This is a genomic window from Streptomyces sp. 17_S59, from assembly GCF_056930295.1.
Genome location: NZ_JBXOWD010000001.1, coordinates 3,288,516 through 3,304,978, shown reverse-complemented (window position 1 = coordinate 3,304,978; position 16,463 = coordinate 3,288,516). Strand labels below are relative to the sequence as shown.

At 69.2% G+C, this 16,463-nt stretch carries 15 protein-coding genes and 1 riboswitch; of the genes, 11 read left to right on the top strand and 4 right to left on the bottom strand.

The genetic code is table 11. From position 1 onward, the window contains the following. The first annotated feature begins 395 nt into the window (after nt 1–395). The 6 genes from AC1Z4A_RS14620 to AC1Z4A_RS14595 all read left to right on the top strand — a co-directional run bounded on the left by AC1Z4A_RS14620 (nt 396) and on the right by AC1Z4A_RS14595 (nt 7,690). Entirely contained in the window at nt 396–1,232 is an 837-nt protein-coding gene (locus tag AC1Z4A_RS14620; protein ID WP_483679069.1) for a DUF6227 family protein, read from the top strand. Nucleotides 1,233–1,468: 236 nt separating this feature from the next. Beyond that, on the top strand, nt 1,469–1,672 hold the full coding sequence (locus tag AC1Z4A_RS14615; RefSeq protein WP_483679068.1) for a cold-shock protein: 204 nt from the start codon (nt 1,469–1,471) through the stop codon (nt 1,670–1,672). A 136-nt stretch (nt 1,673–1,808) separates the two neighbouring features. Beyond that, a complete protein-coding gene (locus AC1Z4A_RS14610) occupies nt 1,809–3,383 on the top strand; it encodes a DEAD/DEAH box helicase (protein WP_483679066.1) in 1,575 nt (524 codons plus the stop codon). A 336-nt stretch (nt 3,384–3,719) separates the two neighbouring features. Further along, a riboswitch (cyclic di-AMP (ydaO/yuaA leader) is annotated at nt 3,720–3,855 on the top strand. 11 nt (nt 3,856–3,866) lie between these two features. Beyond that, nucleotides 3,867–4,952 (top strand): M23 family metallopeptidase, encoded by a 1,086-nt coding sequence (locus AC1Z4A_RS14605; protein WP_483679064.1) that lies wholly within the window; start codon nt 3,867–3,869, stop codon nt 4,950–4,952. 190 nt (nt 4,953–5,142) lie between these two features. Then, nucleotides 5,143–6,624: an MFS transporter gene (locus AC1Z4A_RS14600; RefSeq protein ID WP_483679062.1), complete on the top strand. Its 1,482-nt coding sequence runs from the start codon at nt 5,143–5,145 to the stop codon at nt 6,622–6,624. Between the two features lie 121 nt (nt 6,625–6,745). Next, nucleotides 6,746–7,690 (top strand): aldo/keto reductase, encoded by a 945-nt coding sequence (locus AC1Z4A_RS14595; RefSeq protein ID WP_483679058.1) that lies wholly within the window; start codon nt 6,746–6,748, stop codon nt 7,688–7,690. A gap of 103 nt (nt 7,691–7,793) precedes the next feature. On the opposite strand, the gene AC1Z4A_RS14590 is transcribed toward AC1Z4A_RS14595, so the two are convergent. Beyond that, complete coding sequence (locus AC1Z4A_RS14590; protein ID WP_483679055.1) at nt 7,794–8,102, bottom strand: hypothetical protein; 309 nt, start codon at nt 8,100–8,102, stop codon at nt 7,794–7,796. 127 nt (nt 8,103–8,229) lie between these two features. Between AC1Z4A_RS14590 and AC1Z4A_RS14585 the strand changes: the two genes are divergently transcribed. The 5 genes from AC1Z4A_RS14585 (at nt 8,230) to AC1Z4A_RS14565 (ending at nt 13,745) form a co-directional block, all read left to right on the top strand. After that, nucleotides 8,230–9,864, top strand: coding sequence for an alpha/beta fold hydrolase (locus AC1Z4A_RS14585; protein ID WP_483679053.1), 1,635 nt, complete (start codon nt 8,230–8,232; stop codon nt 9,862–9,864). A gap of 115 nt (nt 9,865–9,979) precedes the next feature. Further along, nucleotides 9,980–10,363 (top strand): DUF6507 family protein, encoded by a 384-nt coding sequence (locus AC1Z4A_RS14580; protein ID WP_483679051.1) that lies wholly within the window; start codon nt 9,980–9,982, stop codon nt 10,361–10,363. After that, nucleotides 10,360–12,471, top strand: coding sequence for a hypothetical protein (locus tag AC1Z4A_RS14575; protein ID WP_483679049.1), 2,112 nt, complete (start codon nt 10,360–10,362; stop codon nt 12,469–12,471). Before AC1Z4A_RS14580 ends, AC1Z4A_RS14575 begins: the two co-directional genes overlap by 4 nt. After that, nucleotides 12,437–13,090 carry a pentapeptide repeat-containing protein gene (locus AC1Z4A_RS14570; protein ID WP_483679045.1) on the top strand — a complete coding sequence of 218 codons (654 nt, stop codon included), beginning with the start codon at nt 12,437–12,439 and terminating at the stop codon, nt 13,088–13,090. The genes AC1Z4A_RS14575 and AC1Z4A_RS14570 overlap by 35 nt, the downstream gene beginning before the upstream one ends. A 118-nt stretch (nt 13,091–13,208) precedes the next feature. Continuing rightward, nucleotides 13,209–13,745: an RDD family protein gene (locus AC1Z4A_RS14565; RefSeq protein WP_483679042.1), complete on the top strand. Its 537-nt coding sequence runs from the start codon at nt 13,209–13,211 to the stop codon at nt 13,743–13,745. Nucleotides 13,746–13,816: 71 nt separating this feature from the next. Here AC1Z4A_RS14565 and AC1Z4A_RS14560 read toward each other — a convergent pair whose 3' ends face one another. From AC1Z4A_RS14560 to AC1Z4A_RS14550, 3 genes are all read right to left on the bottom strand, one after another. Further along, nucleotides 13,817–14,377: a DinB family protein gene (locus tag AC1Z4A_RS14560; protein ID WP_483679038.1), complete on the bottom strand. Its 561-nt coding sequence runs from the start codon at nt 14,375–14,377 to the stop codon at nt 13,817–13,819. A 60-nt stretch (nt 14,378–14,437) separates the two neighbouring features. After that, on the bottom strand, nt 14,438–15,319 hold the full coding sequence (locus AC1Z4A_RS14555) for a hypothetical protein (protein ID WP_483679035.1): 882 nt from the start codon (nt 15,317–15,319) through the stop codon (nt 14,438–14,440). Between the two features lie 440 nt (nt 15,320–15,759). Next, nucleotides 15,760–16,404 (bottom strand): DUF5753 domain-containing protein, encoded by a 645-nt coding sequence (locus AC1Z4A_RS14550; protein ID WP_483679033.1) that lies wholly within the window; start codon nt 16,402–16,404, stop codon nt 15,760–15,762. Nucleotides 16,405–16,463: the final 59 nt, after the last annotated feature.

Below are 16,463 nucleotides of genomic sequence, written 5' to 3'. Positions count from 1 at the left end.
GAGCCTCCTGTTCCGCGTCCTTGATGCTTGATGTCGACATCGCGCTCGCGCGCCTGACACGAGCAGACCCGTGGATACGCGGAGCAATGCTTCCGTCACTCTATGTCGATGAAGCCTCAAGAGGCGCGCGCCACGTCCCCGGATGGCGGAGCGGGCCGTCAACCCCGGGCGCACGGTCGCGGGCCCGCCCGCTGCGCCGGGCGTCCGGGAGGGCCCGGGTCCGGGTCGGCTCGCCCCGCGCACCGCCCGTGCGCGGTCGGTCCCGGCGCGGGTCCGCCGGATGCCGTCGTCCCCCTGCCAGTTGGTGAAAACCCCGCCCCCGCCCCGTGTTCACGCCGCTACGGTAAGTGCGCGGGGTGGGTGTCGGGTGTGACGAGGCCGGGAGGTCGACAGGCATGGCGATGAGGCGAACGGGCGGGGGCGAGGGCGGGAGCACGGGCCGTGGCGAGCCGGACGGCCTCGACGGCCGCGAGCCCACGCCCGCCGAGCACGTCGAGGAGCTGCTGAAACGGGCCCAGAACGGCTTCGAGATCGGCGAACGCGTGCTGGACCGGCTGTGCACCGCGCTGATGCACCAGGCCGAGCTGCGCTCGTACCGCCAGCGCAACGACGAGCGGCGGCCCCTGCGCTGCAACACCTACCGGCACATCTTCCTGCTCGCCGACGGCAGCAGCCTGGTGCTCTACGAGCTGGAGCACGACACCGGCCCGCAGGAGCGCTTCCTGTACGAGCTGTACACCCACGAGGACGCGCTGGACGCCGCCGAGCGCCGGGTGCACGAGCGGATCGGCGGCGGTGGCATCGGCCCGGGCAGCGAGGCCGAGGAGCTGCCGGCCTGGCTGGCCGAGGAGCTGCTGCTGGCCATGGGCCCGACCCGGCCGCGCAGGGAGTACGTCTCCGAGGCCTCGCCCGACCACGCCCGGCGGCTCCTGCGCCGGGCCGAGAACGCGGACGGGCCCGGGGAGGTGGTGCGCGAGCTGCTCCAGGGGGCGCTCGGCCACCACATCGCGCTGATCACCAAGCCCAGGCGCCGGGGCGCGGGCCGGGACGCCACGTGGTGCCGCTTCTACGAGCACGCGTTCCTGCTGGAGGGCGGCGGCGAGGTCAGCCTGTGGGAGCTGGAGCACAACATGACGGCCGACGGCCGGCTCGTCTGCGAGGTCTACCTGGACGAGACGGAGGCGGAGGTGGCCGCGGACCGGCATGCCCGCGCGCAGGGCGTGGAGTTATAGGGCCGAGCGGGAGAGGCGGGGGAGGGGAAACAGAGGGAAACAGAGGGAAACAGGGGCACCGGGGGCGCGAAGGGGTTGGGGCGGGCCGCGCTGTATGCTACGGTTGTTCGAGTTGCAGTTGTGGTACCCATGAACTCGTGTGCGCCTCGGTTATGTAGCCGGTGGCGCATTTTTGTTTGCGCCGGTCTCTTCCGGTCTGGCGGTGTGGGTCCACGCCATTCACTAAGGAGACTGACATGGCGACTGGCACCGTGAAGTGGTTCAACTCGGAAAAGGGCTTCGGCTTCATCGAGCAGGACGGCGGCGGCCCCGACGTCTTCGCCCACTACTCGAACATCACCTCCAACGGCTTCCGTGAGCTGTTCGAGGGCCAGAAGGTGTCCTTCGACGTCGCGCAGGGCCCGAAGGGTCTGCAGGCGGAGAACATCACCACCATCTGACGAACCGATGCTCCCGATGGGGCCCGCACCACTGGTGCGGGCCCCATTGTCACGCCCGTCCACACCGAGCCCGTCCGCATCCAACCGAGCCTGTCCGCACCCAGGGGGCTTGGCACCCGTCGAGGGAAGGTCCCCAATGACTCGCTCTGCCGCACGTCCCGATGGCTCCGGTCGCCGCCCCGACGGATCAGGGCGCCCCAGCCGCGCCTCCCGCCCCTCCCGCGCGCCCCGCAACCAGGGCTCGCCCCGCAACCAGGCCCCTTCGGGCCCCGCGCGCCGCAGGCCCGCCGCGCCCCAGGGCGGTGAGTTCGAGGTCCCGGTCACCACGACGCCGGCGCTGCCGCCCGTCGACTCCTTCGCCGCGATGGACATGCCCGCGGCCCTGCTCTCCACCCTGACCCGGGAGGGCGTCACCGAGCCCTTCCCGATCCAGGCGGCCACCCTCCCCAACTCCCTCGCCGGCCGCGACGTCCTCGGCCGCGGCCGTACGGGCTCCGGCAAGACCCTCGCCTTCGGCCTGGCGCTCCTGGCCCGCACCGCGGGCCGACGGGCCGAGCCCGGGCGCCCGCTCGCGCTCGTGCTCGTCCCCACACGGGAACTGGCCCAGCAGGTCACCGACTCCCTCGCCCCGTACGCGTCCGCCGTCAACCTGCGGACCGCCACCGTCGTCGGCGGCATGTCCATCGGCCGGCAGGCCCAGACCCTCGCGCGCGGCGCGGAGGTCCTGGTCGCCACGCCGGGCCGGCTCGCGGACCTCATCCAGCGCGGCGACTGCAAGCTCGGCGACGTGACGATCACGGTCCTGGACGAGGCCGACCAGATGGCCGACATGGGCTTCCTGCCGCAGGTCACCCGGCTGCTCGACCAGGTCGCCCCGGACGGCCAGCGGATGCTGTTCTCCGCGACCCTCGACCGCAACGTCGACCGGCTCGTGCGCCGCTTCCTCAGCGACCCGGTGACGCACTCCGTCGACGCCTCGGTGGGCGCGGTCGTCACGATGGACCACCACCTGCTGCACGTCGCGGACATGGACGCGAAGAAGGACACGGTCACGCGCATCGCGGCCCGCGCCGGGCGCGTGATCATGTTCGTGGACACCAAGCGGGGCGCCGACCGCCTGGTCAAGCGGCTGCTGTCGCAGGGCGTACGGGCGGCGGCGCTGCACGGCGGCAAGAGCCAGCCGCAGCGCAACCGGGTGCTCGACCAGTTCCGTACGGACCAGGTCACGGCCCTGATCGCGACGAACGTGGCGGCGCGCGGCATCCACATCGACGGCCTGGACCTGGTCGTCAACATAGACCCGCCGGTCGACCACAAGGACTACCTGCACCGGGGCGGCCGCACGGCACGGGCGGGCGAGTCGGGAACGGTCGTCACGCTCGTACTGCCGGAAGAGCGGCGTGAGATGAGCCGGATGATGGCCACGGCGCAGATCACCCCGAACACGGCCCGGGTCCACCCGGAGGACCCGGAACTGGCCCGCATCACGGGCGCCCGCGAGCCGAGCGGAATCCCGGTGACGATCGCACCTCCGCCCCAGCCGCAGCCGAAGCAGAAGACGAAGCCGAACGCGATCTCGAAGCGCACGGACACCCCGTCCCGCTCCCGCCGCCGGCCGCGCCCGGGCGCCCAGCAGCCGGACGCCCCGCGCAGCGAGGGCACCCAGGCGCGCCGTCGGCGCCCCCGCCGCCCCTCGTCGAACAACGGCTGAGCCAACGCCGGACGGGCTGGAAAATCCAGCCCGTCCGGCGCTTGAGGACCGGGGGTCCGGGGGCGGAGCCCCCGGTTACGGGAAGGGGCGGGGTGGGGAAAGACCGCCGGAGGCCGACCCGCCCCCACCGCCCCACCGCCCCGCCACCCACCCCCGTACCGTCCGTATTCATCCGCATGCAGAGCCATAACAACTGACGAACGCTCAGTTCGCACGAACTGCAAAGACTCCCCAAGAGCGTTGTGGATTCACGCTTTCGGCTTGGATTTCGGCCGCCGTGTCTATTAACGTTCGATAACGCAGCGCGGTTGTTGTCACCGCCGCAAGGGGCGGCGCCGTGCGCCTTCGCCGAATCCCGTCGGTGGAACCGGGGAACCACACTCTGGGGTGAGTCGGGCCGCACGCCGGCCCGTAGGGGACCTTCCTGCTCCGAACCCGTCAGCTAACCCGGTAGGCGAGTAGGAAGGAAAGGAGTGCGCCTCCGTGGCGTCCAACATGCCTGCTGACGACGGCAGTTCGTACGACCCCCTGTATGACCCCTCGTACGCCCCCTCCGAGGAGACCGCGGCCCCGGCCGGCCGGGGCCGGCACCGCGTGGTGAAGCAGCGCGGCGGCACGATGGCCCGCAGCGGTGCGGTGCTGGGCGTGGGCATGATCGCGGCCGTCGGCGCGGGCGGAATGGCGAGCGCCCAGGAGCGGCAGGCGGCGCCGATATCCGTGCCCGATCTGGCGCAGAAGATTCCGGGAGTCGGCTCGCTGATAGGCGGCGAGGAGAACGGGCATTCGGATTCCGCCGCGCAGGGCGCAGCAGCGGACGGGACGGCCGTCGTCCGGGACACGGCGGATGCGGGCGAGGCCCTGCGCAACCGGATCCTCCAGCAGGCGGAGCACCAGCAGGCCGCGGCCGACCGGGCCGCGGAGGAGGGCGAGCTGCACGCGGCGGCGGAGCGGCAGCGGCAGGCCGCGGCGGAAAGAGTCGAGGCCCACAAGGCGGAGCAGGCGCAAGCGCAGCAGGCGCAGCAGGCGGAAGCAGCGGCAGCGGAGGCCCGGCAGGAGCAGGCCGGGCACGGACAGACCCACCCCGCGGCGGGAGCGGCAGCCGAAAAGCCCTCGGCCGCCGGGGAGTCCGGGGCGGAGGACGCCTCCGAGGGCGCGTCCAGGACCTCCGCGTCCGGCTCGTACGTCCTCCCCGTGGCCTCGTACACCCTCACCGCGGGCTTCGGCCAGGCCGGGAACATGTGGTCCGCGAACCACACCGGCGAGGACTTCGCGGCCCCGACCGGCACCCCCGTGAAGGCGGTGTCCGGCGGCACGGTCACCCAGGCGGGCTGGGCGGGCGCGTACGGCTACCGGATCGTACTGACGCTCGACGACGGCACCGAGGTCTGGTACTGCCACCTGTCGTCGATGGTCATCACCTCGGGCCAGGTCGGCACCGGCACCGTCATCGGCCGGGTCGGCGCGACCGGCAACGTCACGGGCCCCCACCTGCACCTGGAGGTGCGGCCGGGCGGCGGCTCGCCGGTGGACCCGCTGCCCTGGCTGCGGGCGCGAGGACTCCAGCCGTAAGGGCCGTCCGGCCGTAAGGGCAGCTGTAAGAGGAGCCGCCCGGTCGTAGGAGCCGTCCACTCGTATGAGCGCTCCCGTCCCGGGACGGCTCCTGCAACCGCAGCGAGGCAGTCGGGCGACAATCGCATAAGTCGTCCTATTAGCCCTGATTCCCGTGAATGTTCTGAGTTCGATCGGGAAATCAGAGAACGTGACGACGACTGCGAGGACGATCACCACGTCCGTGCCCGCCCGCCTGGACCGGCTCCCCTGGTCCCGGTGGCACTGGACCGTGGTGATCGGACTCGGCACGGTGTGGGTCCTCGACGGCCTCGAAGTCACCGTCGTCGGCAACATCGCCGGCCGCCTCTCCGAGCGGGGCAGCGGCCTGCCCATCACCTCGGGCGGCGTGACGGGCCTCGCCGCGGCGCTGTACGTGGCCGGGGCCTGCTCCGGAGCGCTGTTCTTCGGGCGGCTGACGGACCTGTTCGGCCGCAAGAAGCTCTTCATGGTCACGCTCGCCGTCTACCTGACGGCCACCGCGCTGACCGCGCTGTCCTACTCCTCCTGGTGGTTCTTCGCCTTCCGCTTCTTTACGGGCTTCGGCATCGGCGGGGAGTACGCGGCCATCAACTCCGCGATCGACGAGCTGATCCCGGCCGCCTACCGGGGCCGCGTCGACCTGATCATCAACGGCAGCTTCTGGCTGGGCGCCATCGCGGGCTCGCTGCTGTCGATACTGATGCTCGACACGAGCATCTTTGCGAAGGACGTCGGCTGGCGGCTGACGTTCGGGCTCGGCGTCGTCCTGGGGCTGGTCATCCTGTTCGTACGCCGCCATGTGCCGGAGAGTCCGCGCTGGCTCTTCATCCACGGCCGGGGAGAGGAAGCCGAATCGCTCGTCACCGCGATCGAGCAGCGCGTCACGGCGGAGCGGAAGACCGCGCTCCCGCCGGCCAAAGGGCGCTTCGCCATCCGCCAGCGCAAGAGCTTCGGCTTCCGCGACATCGCGCGCACGGTCTTCTCCGACTACCGGCGGCGGGCCGTGCTCGGGCTGGCGCTCTTCATCGGCCAGGCGTTCCTCTACAACGCGATCACCTTCGGCTTCGGCGCGATCCTCACCCGCTTCTTCGGGGTCTCCACTTCCCGTACCGGCTACTTCTTCGCGGTAATAGCGGTGGGCAACTTCCTCGGCCCGCTCTTCCTGGGGAAGCTCTTCGACACGCTCGGCCGCCGCATCATGATCTCCTCGACCTATCTGCTGGCCGGGTTGCTGCTGTTCGGCACGGCCTGGCTCTTCGGCGCCGGGCACCTGAACGCCGTCACGCTCACCGCGTGCTGGGCGGTTGTGCTGTTCTTCGCCTCCGCGGGCGCGAGCAGCGCGTACCTCACCGTCTCCGAGATCTTCCCGATGGAGACCCGGGCGATGGCCATCGCCTTCTTCTATGCGGTGGGCACGGCGGCGGGCGGCATCAGCGGCCCGCTGCTCTTCGCCTCGCTCACGAAGAGCGGGGTCGTCATGGACACGGTCCTGGCCTTCGACATCGGCGCGGCCCTGATGTGCGTGGGCGGCGTGGTGGCGGCCTTCCTGGCGGTGCGGGCGGAGGGCCGCTCGCTGGAGGACATCGCGGCACCGCTGTCCGTGGGGCCCGGCCCCCCGGAACCCCTGCCGGCCCCGGCGCCGGCGGAATGAGGAATCCCAGGTCTCGCGTGACGGCCGAGGCGGACGAGGCAAGCAAGGCAGACGAGGTAAGCGAGGCGGACGAGGCAAGCGAGCCGGAATAGCAACTACGTTACGTGCGTTGACGTATGTCATGGCTGACAATCACCGCAAGATCGGCAAGCTCACGGTCCACCCGCTGAACCTCGGCGGCAACGTCTTCGGTTGGACGGCGGACGAGAAGCAGTCCTTCGCCGTCCTGGACGCCTACGCCGAGGCGGGTGGCAACTTCATCGACACCGCCGACGTGTACTCGGCCTGGGCACCCGGCCACAAGGGCGGCGAGTCCGAGACCGTCATCGGCAACTGGCTGGCGGCGCGCGGCAATCGCGCCGACATCGTCGTCGCGACGAAGGTCGGCCACGGCTTCCCGGAGCACCGTGGCCTGGCGCCCGCCACCGTCAAGGAGGACGTCGAGGCGTCCCTGCGCCGCCTGCGCACGGACTACATCGACCTCTACTACACGCACGTGGACGACACGTCCGTGCCGGTGGAGGAGATCATCACGACGCTGGACGGCCTGGTGAAGGAGGGCAAGGTCCGCGAGATCGCGGCCTCCAACATCTCGCCCGAGCGGCTTGCGGCCTCGCTCGAGTTCTCCGACGCCGCGGGCCTGGCGAAGTACGTGGCGATCCAGCCCCACTACAACCTGGTCTCGCGCGACACGTACGAGGGTGAACTGGCGGACGTGGCCGCCCGCCACGGCCTGGCCGCGATTCCGTACTTCGCGCTGGCGTCGGGCTTCCTGACGGGCAAGTACCGCCCGGGCACGACGGTGGAGAGCGCGCGTTCCGGTGGCGCCGCGAAGTACCTGGAGGAGGATCGGGGCCTGAAGGTCCTGGCCGCCCTGGACGAGGTGGCGGCCGCGCACGACGCCGAGATCGCCACGGTGGCCCTGGCCTGGCTGGCGGATCGGCCGACGGTGGCGACGCCGCTGGCGAGCGCCCGCACGGTGGAGCAGCTGCCGGCGCTGCTGGCGGTCGCGGACCTGAAGCTGACGGAGGCGGAGCTGGCGCGGCTGACGGAGGCGTCGGCGTAAGGGCGTAGTGCTGTAACGCTTCTTCGGGCTGACGCGCTGACAGACTTGCGGGCGTACGGACACACGGGGGTCCGTACGCCCGCAATTTGCTGCGTCGTACTGGTTACTGCTTCCGCTCGACGGCCCAGGAGGCGAGCGCCACCCCACCGGCCACGGTGAAGACGGACGGCCAGGCCCCGATCTTCTTGGCGAGCGGATGCGATCCGGCGAAGGCGGCGACGTAGAGCCCCGTCAGCGCGGCGGCGGCCCCGGCCCCGGCCCGCTCGTGCCACTGCCGGGCGGCCACGGCCCCGGCGGCGGCGAGGGCGATCCCGCCCAGCGGCCGCTTCTTCGTCCAGCGGGCGATGCCGTAACCGCCGACGAGCCCGCTCGCGGCGATCAGGGACGCAGGAACCTCTGCTGTTGCCGCCATGGCCGCAACCTCCGCATCAAAGAGTCGTTGATCTCGGTCCCAAGCTACGCCGCGGCCGCACGGCTACGCCGTTCGGCTGCGCCTGCCTGGCGGGGGGCGCGCGGGCACCGAAGGATGCTGCGTACAAGTGATCCACGACGCCGGGCGGCAAGCGGCAGCCCAGTCAGGAGACACGGTGGACGGCGGCCCGGAGAACAAGGACAGCGCTGCGCCCGAGCGCGACGGTCGCGCACGGCTGACCGGGGCCATCGCCCAGTGGTGGTACCGCAGGTCCGTCACGCACCGGCGGTTCGTCGTGGCGGGCGTCTGCCTGGCCGTGGGCGCGGTCGGCCTCGGCGGGCTGGCGACGGTGGAGGGCATCAGGCTCTCGGGCGAGGCGTGCGACACCAAGCCGACGGGGGCCGTCGCGGAGGACGACAAGCTGGAGTTCACCGTCCCCTCCGGCCTCATGCCGGACCCGCAGTTCGCCGGGCAGAAGGCGTACCTGCAGGTGCACCGTGTACGGCCGGCGTACGAGCACGGCAGGTGTGACCAGACGCCCGCGCGGGCCGCGGTGCTGATCCACGGCCGTACGGTCCCCGGACCGCCGGTCTTCGACCTGAAGGGCATGGACCAGAGCAACAACAAGCTCAGCCTGCAGGACGCGCTCGCCCGGGCGGGCATCGACACCTTCGTGCCGGATTTGCTCGGCTACGGGAAGTCCACGCGCTTCGACCACGGCCTGGACGACCCGCACAACGCGAGCCTCAGGGGCTATGCCGCGAATGGCAGCTGCCCCTATCCGGAGGGCTGCGACCGCACCCACAACCCGGTCTTCCCGCTGGACCAGCAGGGCACGAAACTCTCGGTCAACCCGCTCGATCACAAGCGCTACAGCCACTCCAGCAAGGTGCGCTTCGCAGGCACCGACACCTGGGTCCGCGACATCCGCCAGGTCATCGACTACGCCATCAAGAAGGCCAAGCCGAAGGACGGCAAGGTGACGCTCCTCGGCTACTCGCTGGGGGGAAACCGCGTCGGCCGCACGCTCTACGCGGCCAACCCCAACCCCCAGCTGCCCGGCAGCGCGGGCACGATCGCGAAGGTCAACCGCGTGGTCTTCCTGTCGTCGATCTTCGGCGGCCCGACCGAGGAACCGCCGGCACCGAAACCGCCGGGAGGCTACGTCTCCTTCCCGCTCACGCTCACCAGCCACCAGGAAATGAACGACGGCTGGAAGCTGGCGCAGGGGACGAGCGAGCAGGACTGCCCCGGCCACATCGTGTACCGCAGCCAGAGCGACACGTGGGACGCGAGCATGAAGGAGGACGGCGCAGGCAAGGACTGGGGCGGCACCGACCCCCACAACCCGACCGGCCTCAACCGCTCGCCGACCTTCACCACGTACGGCTGGAACGCGGACGTCGCGAAGCAGCTGACGCCGCCGACGCTGGTCGTCCAGGGAGCCGACGACGGCGTCCTGCCGGTGTCGAACTCGACCTCGATCTACAACGCGCTCCCGGCGGCGATGAACAACAAACTGCTGGTGCAGATCAAGTGCGCGAGCCATTCACTGGTGGTCGAGGGCTGCACGGGCAAGCGCTGCATGCCCCCGAACGGGGGAACGGCCTACGGCCAGGAGCCCGACACGCCCTGGGCAGGGCCGCACGCGACGCTCAAGGCGGCGCTGATCGAGTGGGTCACGAAGGGGACGTTCAACGGGGCGTGGAGCGGCAAGTACACGGTGGACAAGAGCGGGGTGGCGCATCAGATGACGAGCTGACTGGTGGGCACGGCTGAATGAGTACGCGTACTCATGGCGTTGTCAGTGCCGACCGCAATACTGACGTCCGTTCAGTTGTACGAGGAACGGTCGTGATGAGGGTGGGGGCAGAGCCATGTCCGGCTGGGACATACGGCCGCAGGTTGTGGGCACGGCATTAGGCAGGGCCGCGGAAGCAGCGGGCAAGTTCGAGGGGGAGATCGGGGCGTACGGCACGCACCTGGAGGGTGCGTCGACGTCGGCGGGGACGGTGGCCGAGGGGGCGGCGCCCAGCAGTGAGGCGGTCGGCCCGGTGGGGGCGGCGCTGCGGGAGTTCATGGAGGGCACGCTCCAGGACCTGCTGTACCTGCCGGCCCGCGCGGCCAAGTCGATCAATGGCGCGCACGACGCGACGCAGGCGTACCTCGACGGCGACGTGCAGATGGCGGCGGACGCCCAGCGGAAGGCCGCCGAGGCCCCGGACATGACGGCGCTCCTGAAGAGGGGCGCCGGGAAGTGATCGATTTAGGCCGAATACCGCAGTACACGGGAAACCTCGAGAAGCTCGAAGCGGAAGCCGCCGCCCTGAAGACGACGGCCTCGGAGATCCGCAGGACGGGCGCGGACGTCCACAGCGCCTTCCAGGGCGCGGCGGCGGGCTACAAGGCCCCCGAGGCGGATCAGCTCTTCGCGACCACGCTCCCTGTCAGCAAGGGGGCGGACGAGTTCGCGAAGAAGCTGGAGACGGTCGGCGGCGCGCTGTCGGGCTTCGTGCATGAGGCGCGCCCGATCGTGAAGCGCCTGGAGCAGCTGCGCCGGGAGGCGGCGAAGTTCGTCAATTCGGTCGGCTGGCACGAGGATTGGCGCAAGGACCAGGGCAAGGTCGAGGAGAACGAGCGCCTGATCCACGAGTTCGGCGCGGCCTGGGCGGCCTTCCAGGACGTCGAGCGCACGACGGCTGACAAGATCACGGCCTTGGTGAAGGGCGGCACGCACTTCATCCCGGACGACGGCTCTCACAAGCCGGGCATGTACGGCTTCACGGCCGCGGACGTGAAGGACGCGAAGAAGACGCCGTGGGGCACGGTGGAGGGCCGCAAGTACGACGGCCTGGAGGCGGCCTGGCACTGGACGAGCAGCCAGGTAACGGGCTTCACGAAGGGCTTCTTCGTCGACGGGGTGTGGAACAACCTCGTGGGCCTGAAGAACATGGTCAACTTCACCGACCCGGACACATTCAAGAAGACGTGGGGCCAGATAGCCGCCGTCGGCGGCGGCATCAGCGCGTACATCATGACTCCGGAGGAGTGGCTGCTGTCGAAGGCGACCGGCCACCCGATGGACCACAGCCAGGACGACCAGAAGAGGGCGCTCAAGCAGTTCGGCAAGTCCTTCGTCGCCTGGGACGAGTGGAGCAAGAACCCCGCGCAGGCGGCGGGCACGGTGGCGTTCAACGGCCTGACGCTTGGTGCCGGGGCATTCCTCAAGGCGGGCAGGGCGGGCGCGGGCGCCAAGCTGAGCGCGGGCGCAGAGGCACTGACGGCGCTGGGCCAGGCGGGCCGGCTGGCCGACCCGATGACGTACATCGGCAAGGCGGCGGGGGTGACCCGCGTGAAGGTCGGCGACCTTGTGACGGGTCTGAAGAACGTCCACTTCGGCGAAACCAGCTTCAGTGCGCCAGGGCGCGGGAGCGTCGCTCATGACGGCTCGGTGCGGGTGCCGTACGAGGACGGGAAGACGGCGGTCTTCGGGACGGACGGGAGCATCACGTTCGAGGACGGGCGGGTGAGCGCGCGGGGGCCGGAGGAGGGGGCGGCTCAGCATCAGCAGCCTGCACAAGTTTCAGCCGGTACGGACAACCGCGCATTCGCCCATGTCGGTGGCGGTACTGCTGACAACGCGGGAGGGCATGCAGGGGCAAGCAGCGCGGACGATTCCGTAGGTCACCTCAAACCTCATGCAAGCCATGAACCGACAGGGCCTGCTTCGGGCGGCGGTGGCTTCGGTAGCCATGGGCATGAGCCCCCCTCGGGATTCCAGGGCAGCGGACCCGAACACGAGTCAGGTGACGTGGGCGTTGACCACTCGGCCGGGCCCGGTGAATCCTCTGGTGCTCAGCGCGCGCATGGGCCGCGACCCGAACTCACCCCCGAGGAGCGCACGAACCATTGGGAACACCTCGCTGAGGTGCAGAAGCGAAGCGAGGCAGAATTCGAGCACCTACAGTGGGACCCCGACCATAAGGGGAAGACGACAGATGTTTCCCGGGACGAAGCCCGGGTCGGTCTGGACCTCCGTGAGCAAGGGCGTCTTCCGGCAGACCTCCGCCGCCCTGATGAAGCCAACATGGGGGATTTCTACTCTCCTAGCACTGGTGAATACTATGAGATGAAGGGTGTGCACTCGGATTGGCCGCCGTTTAACTTCCAAAAGGACAAGTCGAAGCCGTTCGGAGGGGCTTACAATCCCGCCAACAATGGTGCCTATGTGCGGAAGATCCAGAAGATCATCGAGAAGGACCAGATCGCGATCCTCGACGTGCGTAATGCAAACCAGGCGGCCATCGACGATCTCGTGCAGATAGTTGAAAAGAATGGATGGGGAGACCGTGTCATCTGGTACCCGTGAGAACTGGTTCCCTCGGGCGCTCCCCGAGGATCACGAAGCTGCGGCTCGCCTCCGCGAATGGGCAGTGTCATCGGAGGAGTCCCTTGACGCCAACTGGCTCGACCTGCGAGGCGCGGACCTCTCCGGTGGAACGTTCCCGGCGTCTTGGTTCACGGGTGCCACTCTGTCCGAAGTGGTGTTGGTGAAAGCGGACTTCTATCAGAGCCATTTCGAGTCCGCAGACCTCTCGGGGGCGGATCTCACGGCCGCTGACCTCGGTCGAACCGTCTTGGACGAGGCCAATCTCCGCGGCACTCGACTTGATCGGGCCGACCTCGGAAGCGCCGAGCTGTACGCAACCGATGCCAGCTCTGCCAGCTTCCGCGGCGCGAATCTCCCGGGTGCGATGTTCCTGGACACGGACCTTCGGGGCGCTGATCTCACAGATGCAGTTGTTCGTGACACCTCGTTTGAGGTGAAGATCGATGAGAACACAGTGGTTCGCGGTTTGACCGGAACTGTTTTCGGCCCGGCAGAGATCTATGGCCCTGATTCCGTGCAGAAGCTTGGCGGGGCAGATCTGGAGCGGCTGCTGAACAGTCGAGGGGCGCACGTTGAAGTCCTCAGGCCGAGGCGATAGCTCGGTCTTGTGGGTCTCAGGCCGACGGAATGTCTAGGCGACAGGCAATCCGCGGGTCGCACTCGGTTTCACGCGGGTCATCACTGACAACTGACGGCATTTCCTGAAAGGTAACTGCATGAACCAGTACCAGCAGCCACCGCATGACCCCTACGGCTACGGGCCGTACCAGCAGCAGTTATACCCGCCGCCCTACATACCCCCGCGTCCCGGCCCACCTGAGCAGGCACTCGCCGATCAGGGCACACGGCTCGGCGCCAGGGTCCTCGACATGGTCTTCGTCATAATTGGGGCAATCGCCCTGCAGCTTGTCGCCGGGCTGCCCGTACTCGCGCTGACTGGCAGCGAAGGACAGGCCACGCCGGCCGCCCTCGTGGCAGCGCTCGCCGCTGTCGTTCTCTATGAGCCTCTGATGAACTACAAGTACGGGGCCACGCTCGGCAAGCGCATCTGTGGCCTGAGGGTCGCACGCGTCTCGGACGGGCAGAACCTTTCACTTGGCGCTGCATTCGGGCGATGGCTCTTCGCGTTCTTCCTCGGGTTGATCCCGCTTGCCGGCTTGTTCAACGTGCTGTCCTGCCTTTGGGACAAGCCGTTCCGCCAGTGCTTCCACGACAGGGTGGCAGGCAGCGTGGTCGTCAGGCGGAACGTATAGCGGTCGGTGGCTGACCTGTCCAACGGTGCGGCCACCGATGACGCAGGCGCGCCGCGACCATCGATCCCCGACTACTGCCCCACCCTCCCGTCGATCCGCTCGCGCAGCAGATCCGCATGCCCGTTGTGCCGGGCGTACTCCTCCACCATGTGCACCAGCACCCCACGCAGCGAGAGCGCCCCGAAACCGGGGACGTCGCACGTGATGTCGAGGCTCGGCGTCTCGGCGACGAACCGTTCCGCGAATGCGACCTCGTCCCGCCACGTCTTCCACGCCTCGGCGACGACCTCGGGATCGGCCACGGCCCCGTCGAAGTCACCGTCGGGGTCGGCGTCGGAGCAGAAGTGGAACGGCACGTCCTGCCCGTCCAGCCGCCGCCGGAACCACACCCGCTCCACCTCGGCCATGTGCCGCACCAGCCCCAGCAACGACATGGTGGACGGCTCCACAGCGCGCCGAGCCAATTGCTCGGCGTCGAGTCCGGAGCACTTCAGCTCCAGCGTCATCCGCTGAGACCGCAGGAACTCGACGAGCGTGCCCCGCTCGTCATGAGCCTGAGGTCGGGGCCCGCCTTGCCGTGGATCTTCCGCGGGTGCGAGGAAGACGTCGGCTCTCCTGGTCGACTTGTCCATGACGGCAACCTTGGGCGATGGGGGAGGGATCCACAAGGGCCTGTGCCGAAGGCGGCGGGTTCAGCGGCCCGCGCGAGCCAGGGATCGCAACTGCGAGACGCGGGCGTGCACTTCGCTGCTGGCAGACTCGAGTAGGTCGTCGTCCTGAAGAACGCCACCTCGGCACGTACGACAGAGCCCGCCCGGCAGCGCTTCGGCCCGGCCAGGGCGGCCGCAGCCGGTGCATTCCAAGATGCGGCGCGGTGCGGACGTGAACGTGGCAGGGGGAGGCTCGGGCGGCATCCTGTCGGTGAGCCTCTTGCGGGTGAATGCGCCGGGGCAGTGGATGACGTCGGGGAGCCCGGAGGTGAGGTTCCGGACGAGGTCGGCTGGTGCGATGCCACGCGCGATCCACTCGGCGGCGAGTTCTTCGAGGGCGGCGCACTCGGCGGCGGAGAGGACGAGGCGGGGATCCGTACGCCCCAGGGAGGCGAGGGCTTCGTAGGCGGCGGAGCGGGTGGGACGCGGGGACGGGCTCTGGACGGGAGGGCTCGCGGGGGCGGGAGCCGCGGCGGGTTCCGCCCCCGCCACCGGTACGTCCCCGCGGAGGAACGCATCCCACCAGGCGTCACTGCGCGCGGCACGGGAGAAGTACGTGCGCGTGACCATCTGCGTGCGCCCGTCACCGATGGGCTCCCGGATACGACGCAGGTAGCCGGCCTCGGAGAGCGCATTGAGGGCCTTGCCCACGGCCTGCTGCCCGTAGGCGGGCTGCTCCTTGGCGAGGGTCTTGATGTCGACGGCGGCACCTTCGGGAAGCCGGTCGATGTGGGCGGCGAGGTAGGCCTCGCGTGCGGGGAGATGCGCGAAGTCATCCCGGCTGCGGGGAGGTTGGTCGGGCGCGGAACGCTTGCCGTATCCGGGCGCGGCCATGGGGGCGGGGGTAAGCTTGGCGTCAGCCACGAGATCGCCTCATGATCTTGGTGGTCAGACCCCGGCTCTGGTGTTGGCGCACCGGCCGGGGTTGTTTGTTGTGGCGCACGCTACACGGCGACAGCGGTTCGTGGCGACTCGGTTGCGGAAAGTCACTCGCGTGTGCATGCGCGGGAGTTGGGAGGGAGGGTGGGTTCTCACCCACCTCCCATTCCTCAGATAAGGCGCTCGGGCCTCGACGCCCGAATCCCGAAGCTTGGGCTTCGGACGCGTAACCGGTGAAGATGCGGTCCCGGTGCGAGTCAGGATCTGGTGTCTGTCCGGAGCCCGAGTCTCGGGTAGATCACCGGATGAGCTGTGCCCTCAAACGTTCCGAAGTAGAGAACTGCTGAGGATGGTGCGACAAGGCGGCCTCGACGGACACTTCCTCCAGCCGAGGGCGTCAGCCTCAGGGCTTAGGCCGTCGTCTATCAAAGCTCCTGGCAGGCGCGCTCCATGACCAGTGCCGACGCATCGACGTCCAGCGCCTGCGCGCACAGATATTCGAACGCCGACTTATAGCGCTCCAGCTCCTGTGGTTTCCACATGAACAGGCCTCCGCAGAGGACGTCCAGGTATACAACATCGAGAGACGGGTGCGAGCCTCGCAGGATCAGAAAGCTGATTGCGGCAGCAGCGTGTGCTCCTGTGGTGAATGGAAGGATCTGAACGGTGATGTGAGGCAAGTCGGCGCATTCCAGAAGGTGATGAAGCTGCTCGCGCATCGTGGCCTTGCCGCCGACGACACGTCGAATCACCGCTTCGTCGATCACCGCATGGACGCGAGAAGGGTCGTCCCGCTTCAACAACTCCTGCCGCCGCATGCGGATGTCGACCATGTGCTCTACTGCTTGGCTGGACCAGTTCACCTCCGAAGCTCGGTAAACCGCCTCCGCGTAGGCCCGCGTCTGCAGTAGGCCGGGTACGTACATACAGGCGAAGTGGTCCTCCTGCACCACTTCGTCATCGACGGTCAGTATGAGGTTCGTGGGCCCGGGGATGGGCTCGGTCAGCGATCGCCACCAGCCTTGGCTCTTACTCGCCTGGGTCAGCTCGACAGGGGGAGCCGGCTTCATGTGGACCTCCTCGGCGAAGTGCCTCTTCCGCAATCGGACTTTCGCGCGCAGGAGGGGCT

Coding starts and splice junctions, on each gene's coding strand:
- AC1Z4A_RS14620 (WP_483679069.1), top strand. CDS start 396: ATGGCGATGAGGCGAACGGGCGGGGGCGAGGGCGGGAGCACGGGCCGT.
- AC1Z4A_RS14615 (WP_483679068.1), top strand. CDS start 1,469: ATGGCGACTGGCACCGTGAAGTGGTTCAACTCGGAAAAGGGCTTCGGC.
- AC1Z4A_RS14610 (WP_483679066.1), top strand. CDS start 1,809: ATGACTCGCTCTGCCGCACGTCCCGATGGCTCCGGTCGCCGCCCCGAC.
- AC1Z4A_RS14595 (WP_483679058.1), top strand. CDS start 6,746: ATGGCTGACAATCACCGCAAGATCGGCAAGCTCACGGTCCACCCGCTG.
- AC1Z4A_RS14590 (WP_483679055.1), bottom strand. CDS start 8,102: ATGGCGGCAACAGCAGAGGTTCCTGCGTCCCTGATCGCCGCGAGCGGG.
- AC1Z4A_RS14580 (WP_483679051.1), top strand. CDS start 9,980: ATGTCCGGCTGGGACATACGGCCGCAGGTTGTGGGCACGGCATTAGGC.
- AC1Z4A_RS14570 (WP_483679045.1), top strand. CDS start 12,437: ATGGATGGGGAGACCGTGTCATCTGGTACCCGTGAGAACTGGTTCCCT.
- AC1Z4A_RS14565 (WP_483679042.1), top strand. CDS start 13,209: ATGAACCAGTACCAGCAGCCACCGCATGACCCCTACGGCTACGGGCCG.
- AC1Z4A_RS14560 (WP_483679038.1), bottom strand. CDS start 14,377: ATGGACAAGTCGACCAGGAGAGCCGACGTCTTCCTCGCACCCGCGGAA.
- AC1Z4A_RS14550 (WP_483679033.1), bottom strand. CDS start 16,404: ATGAAGCCGGCTCCCCCTGTCGAGCTGACCCAGGCGAGTAAGAGCCAA.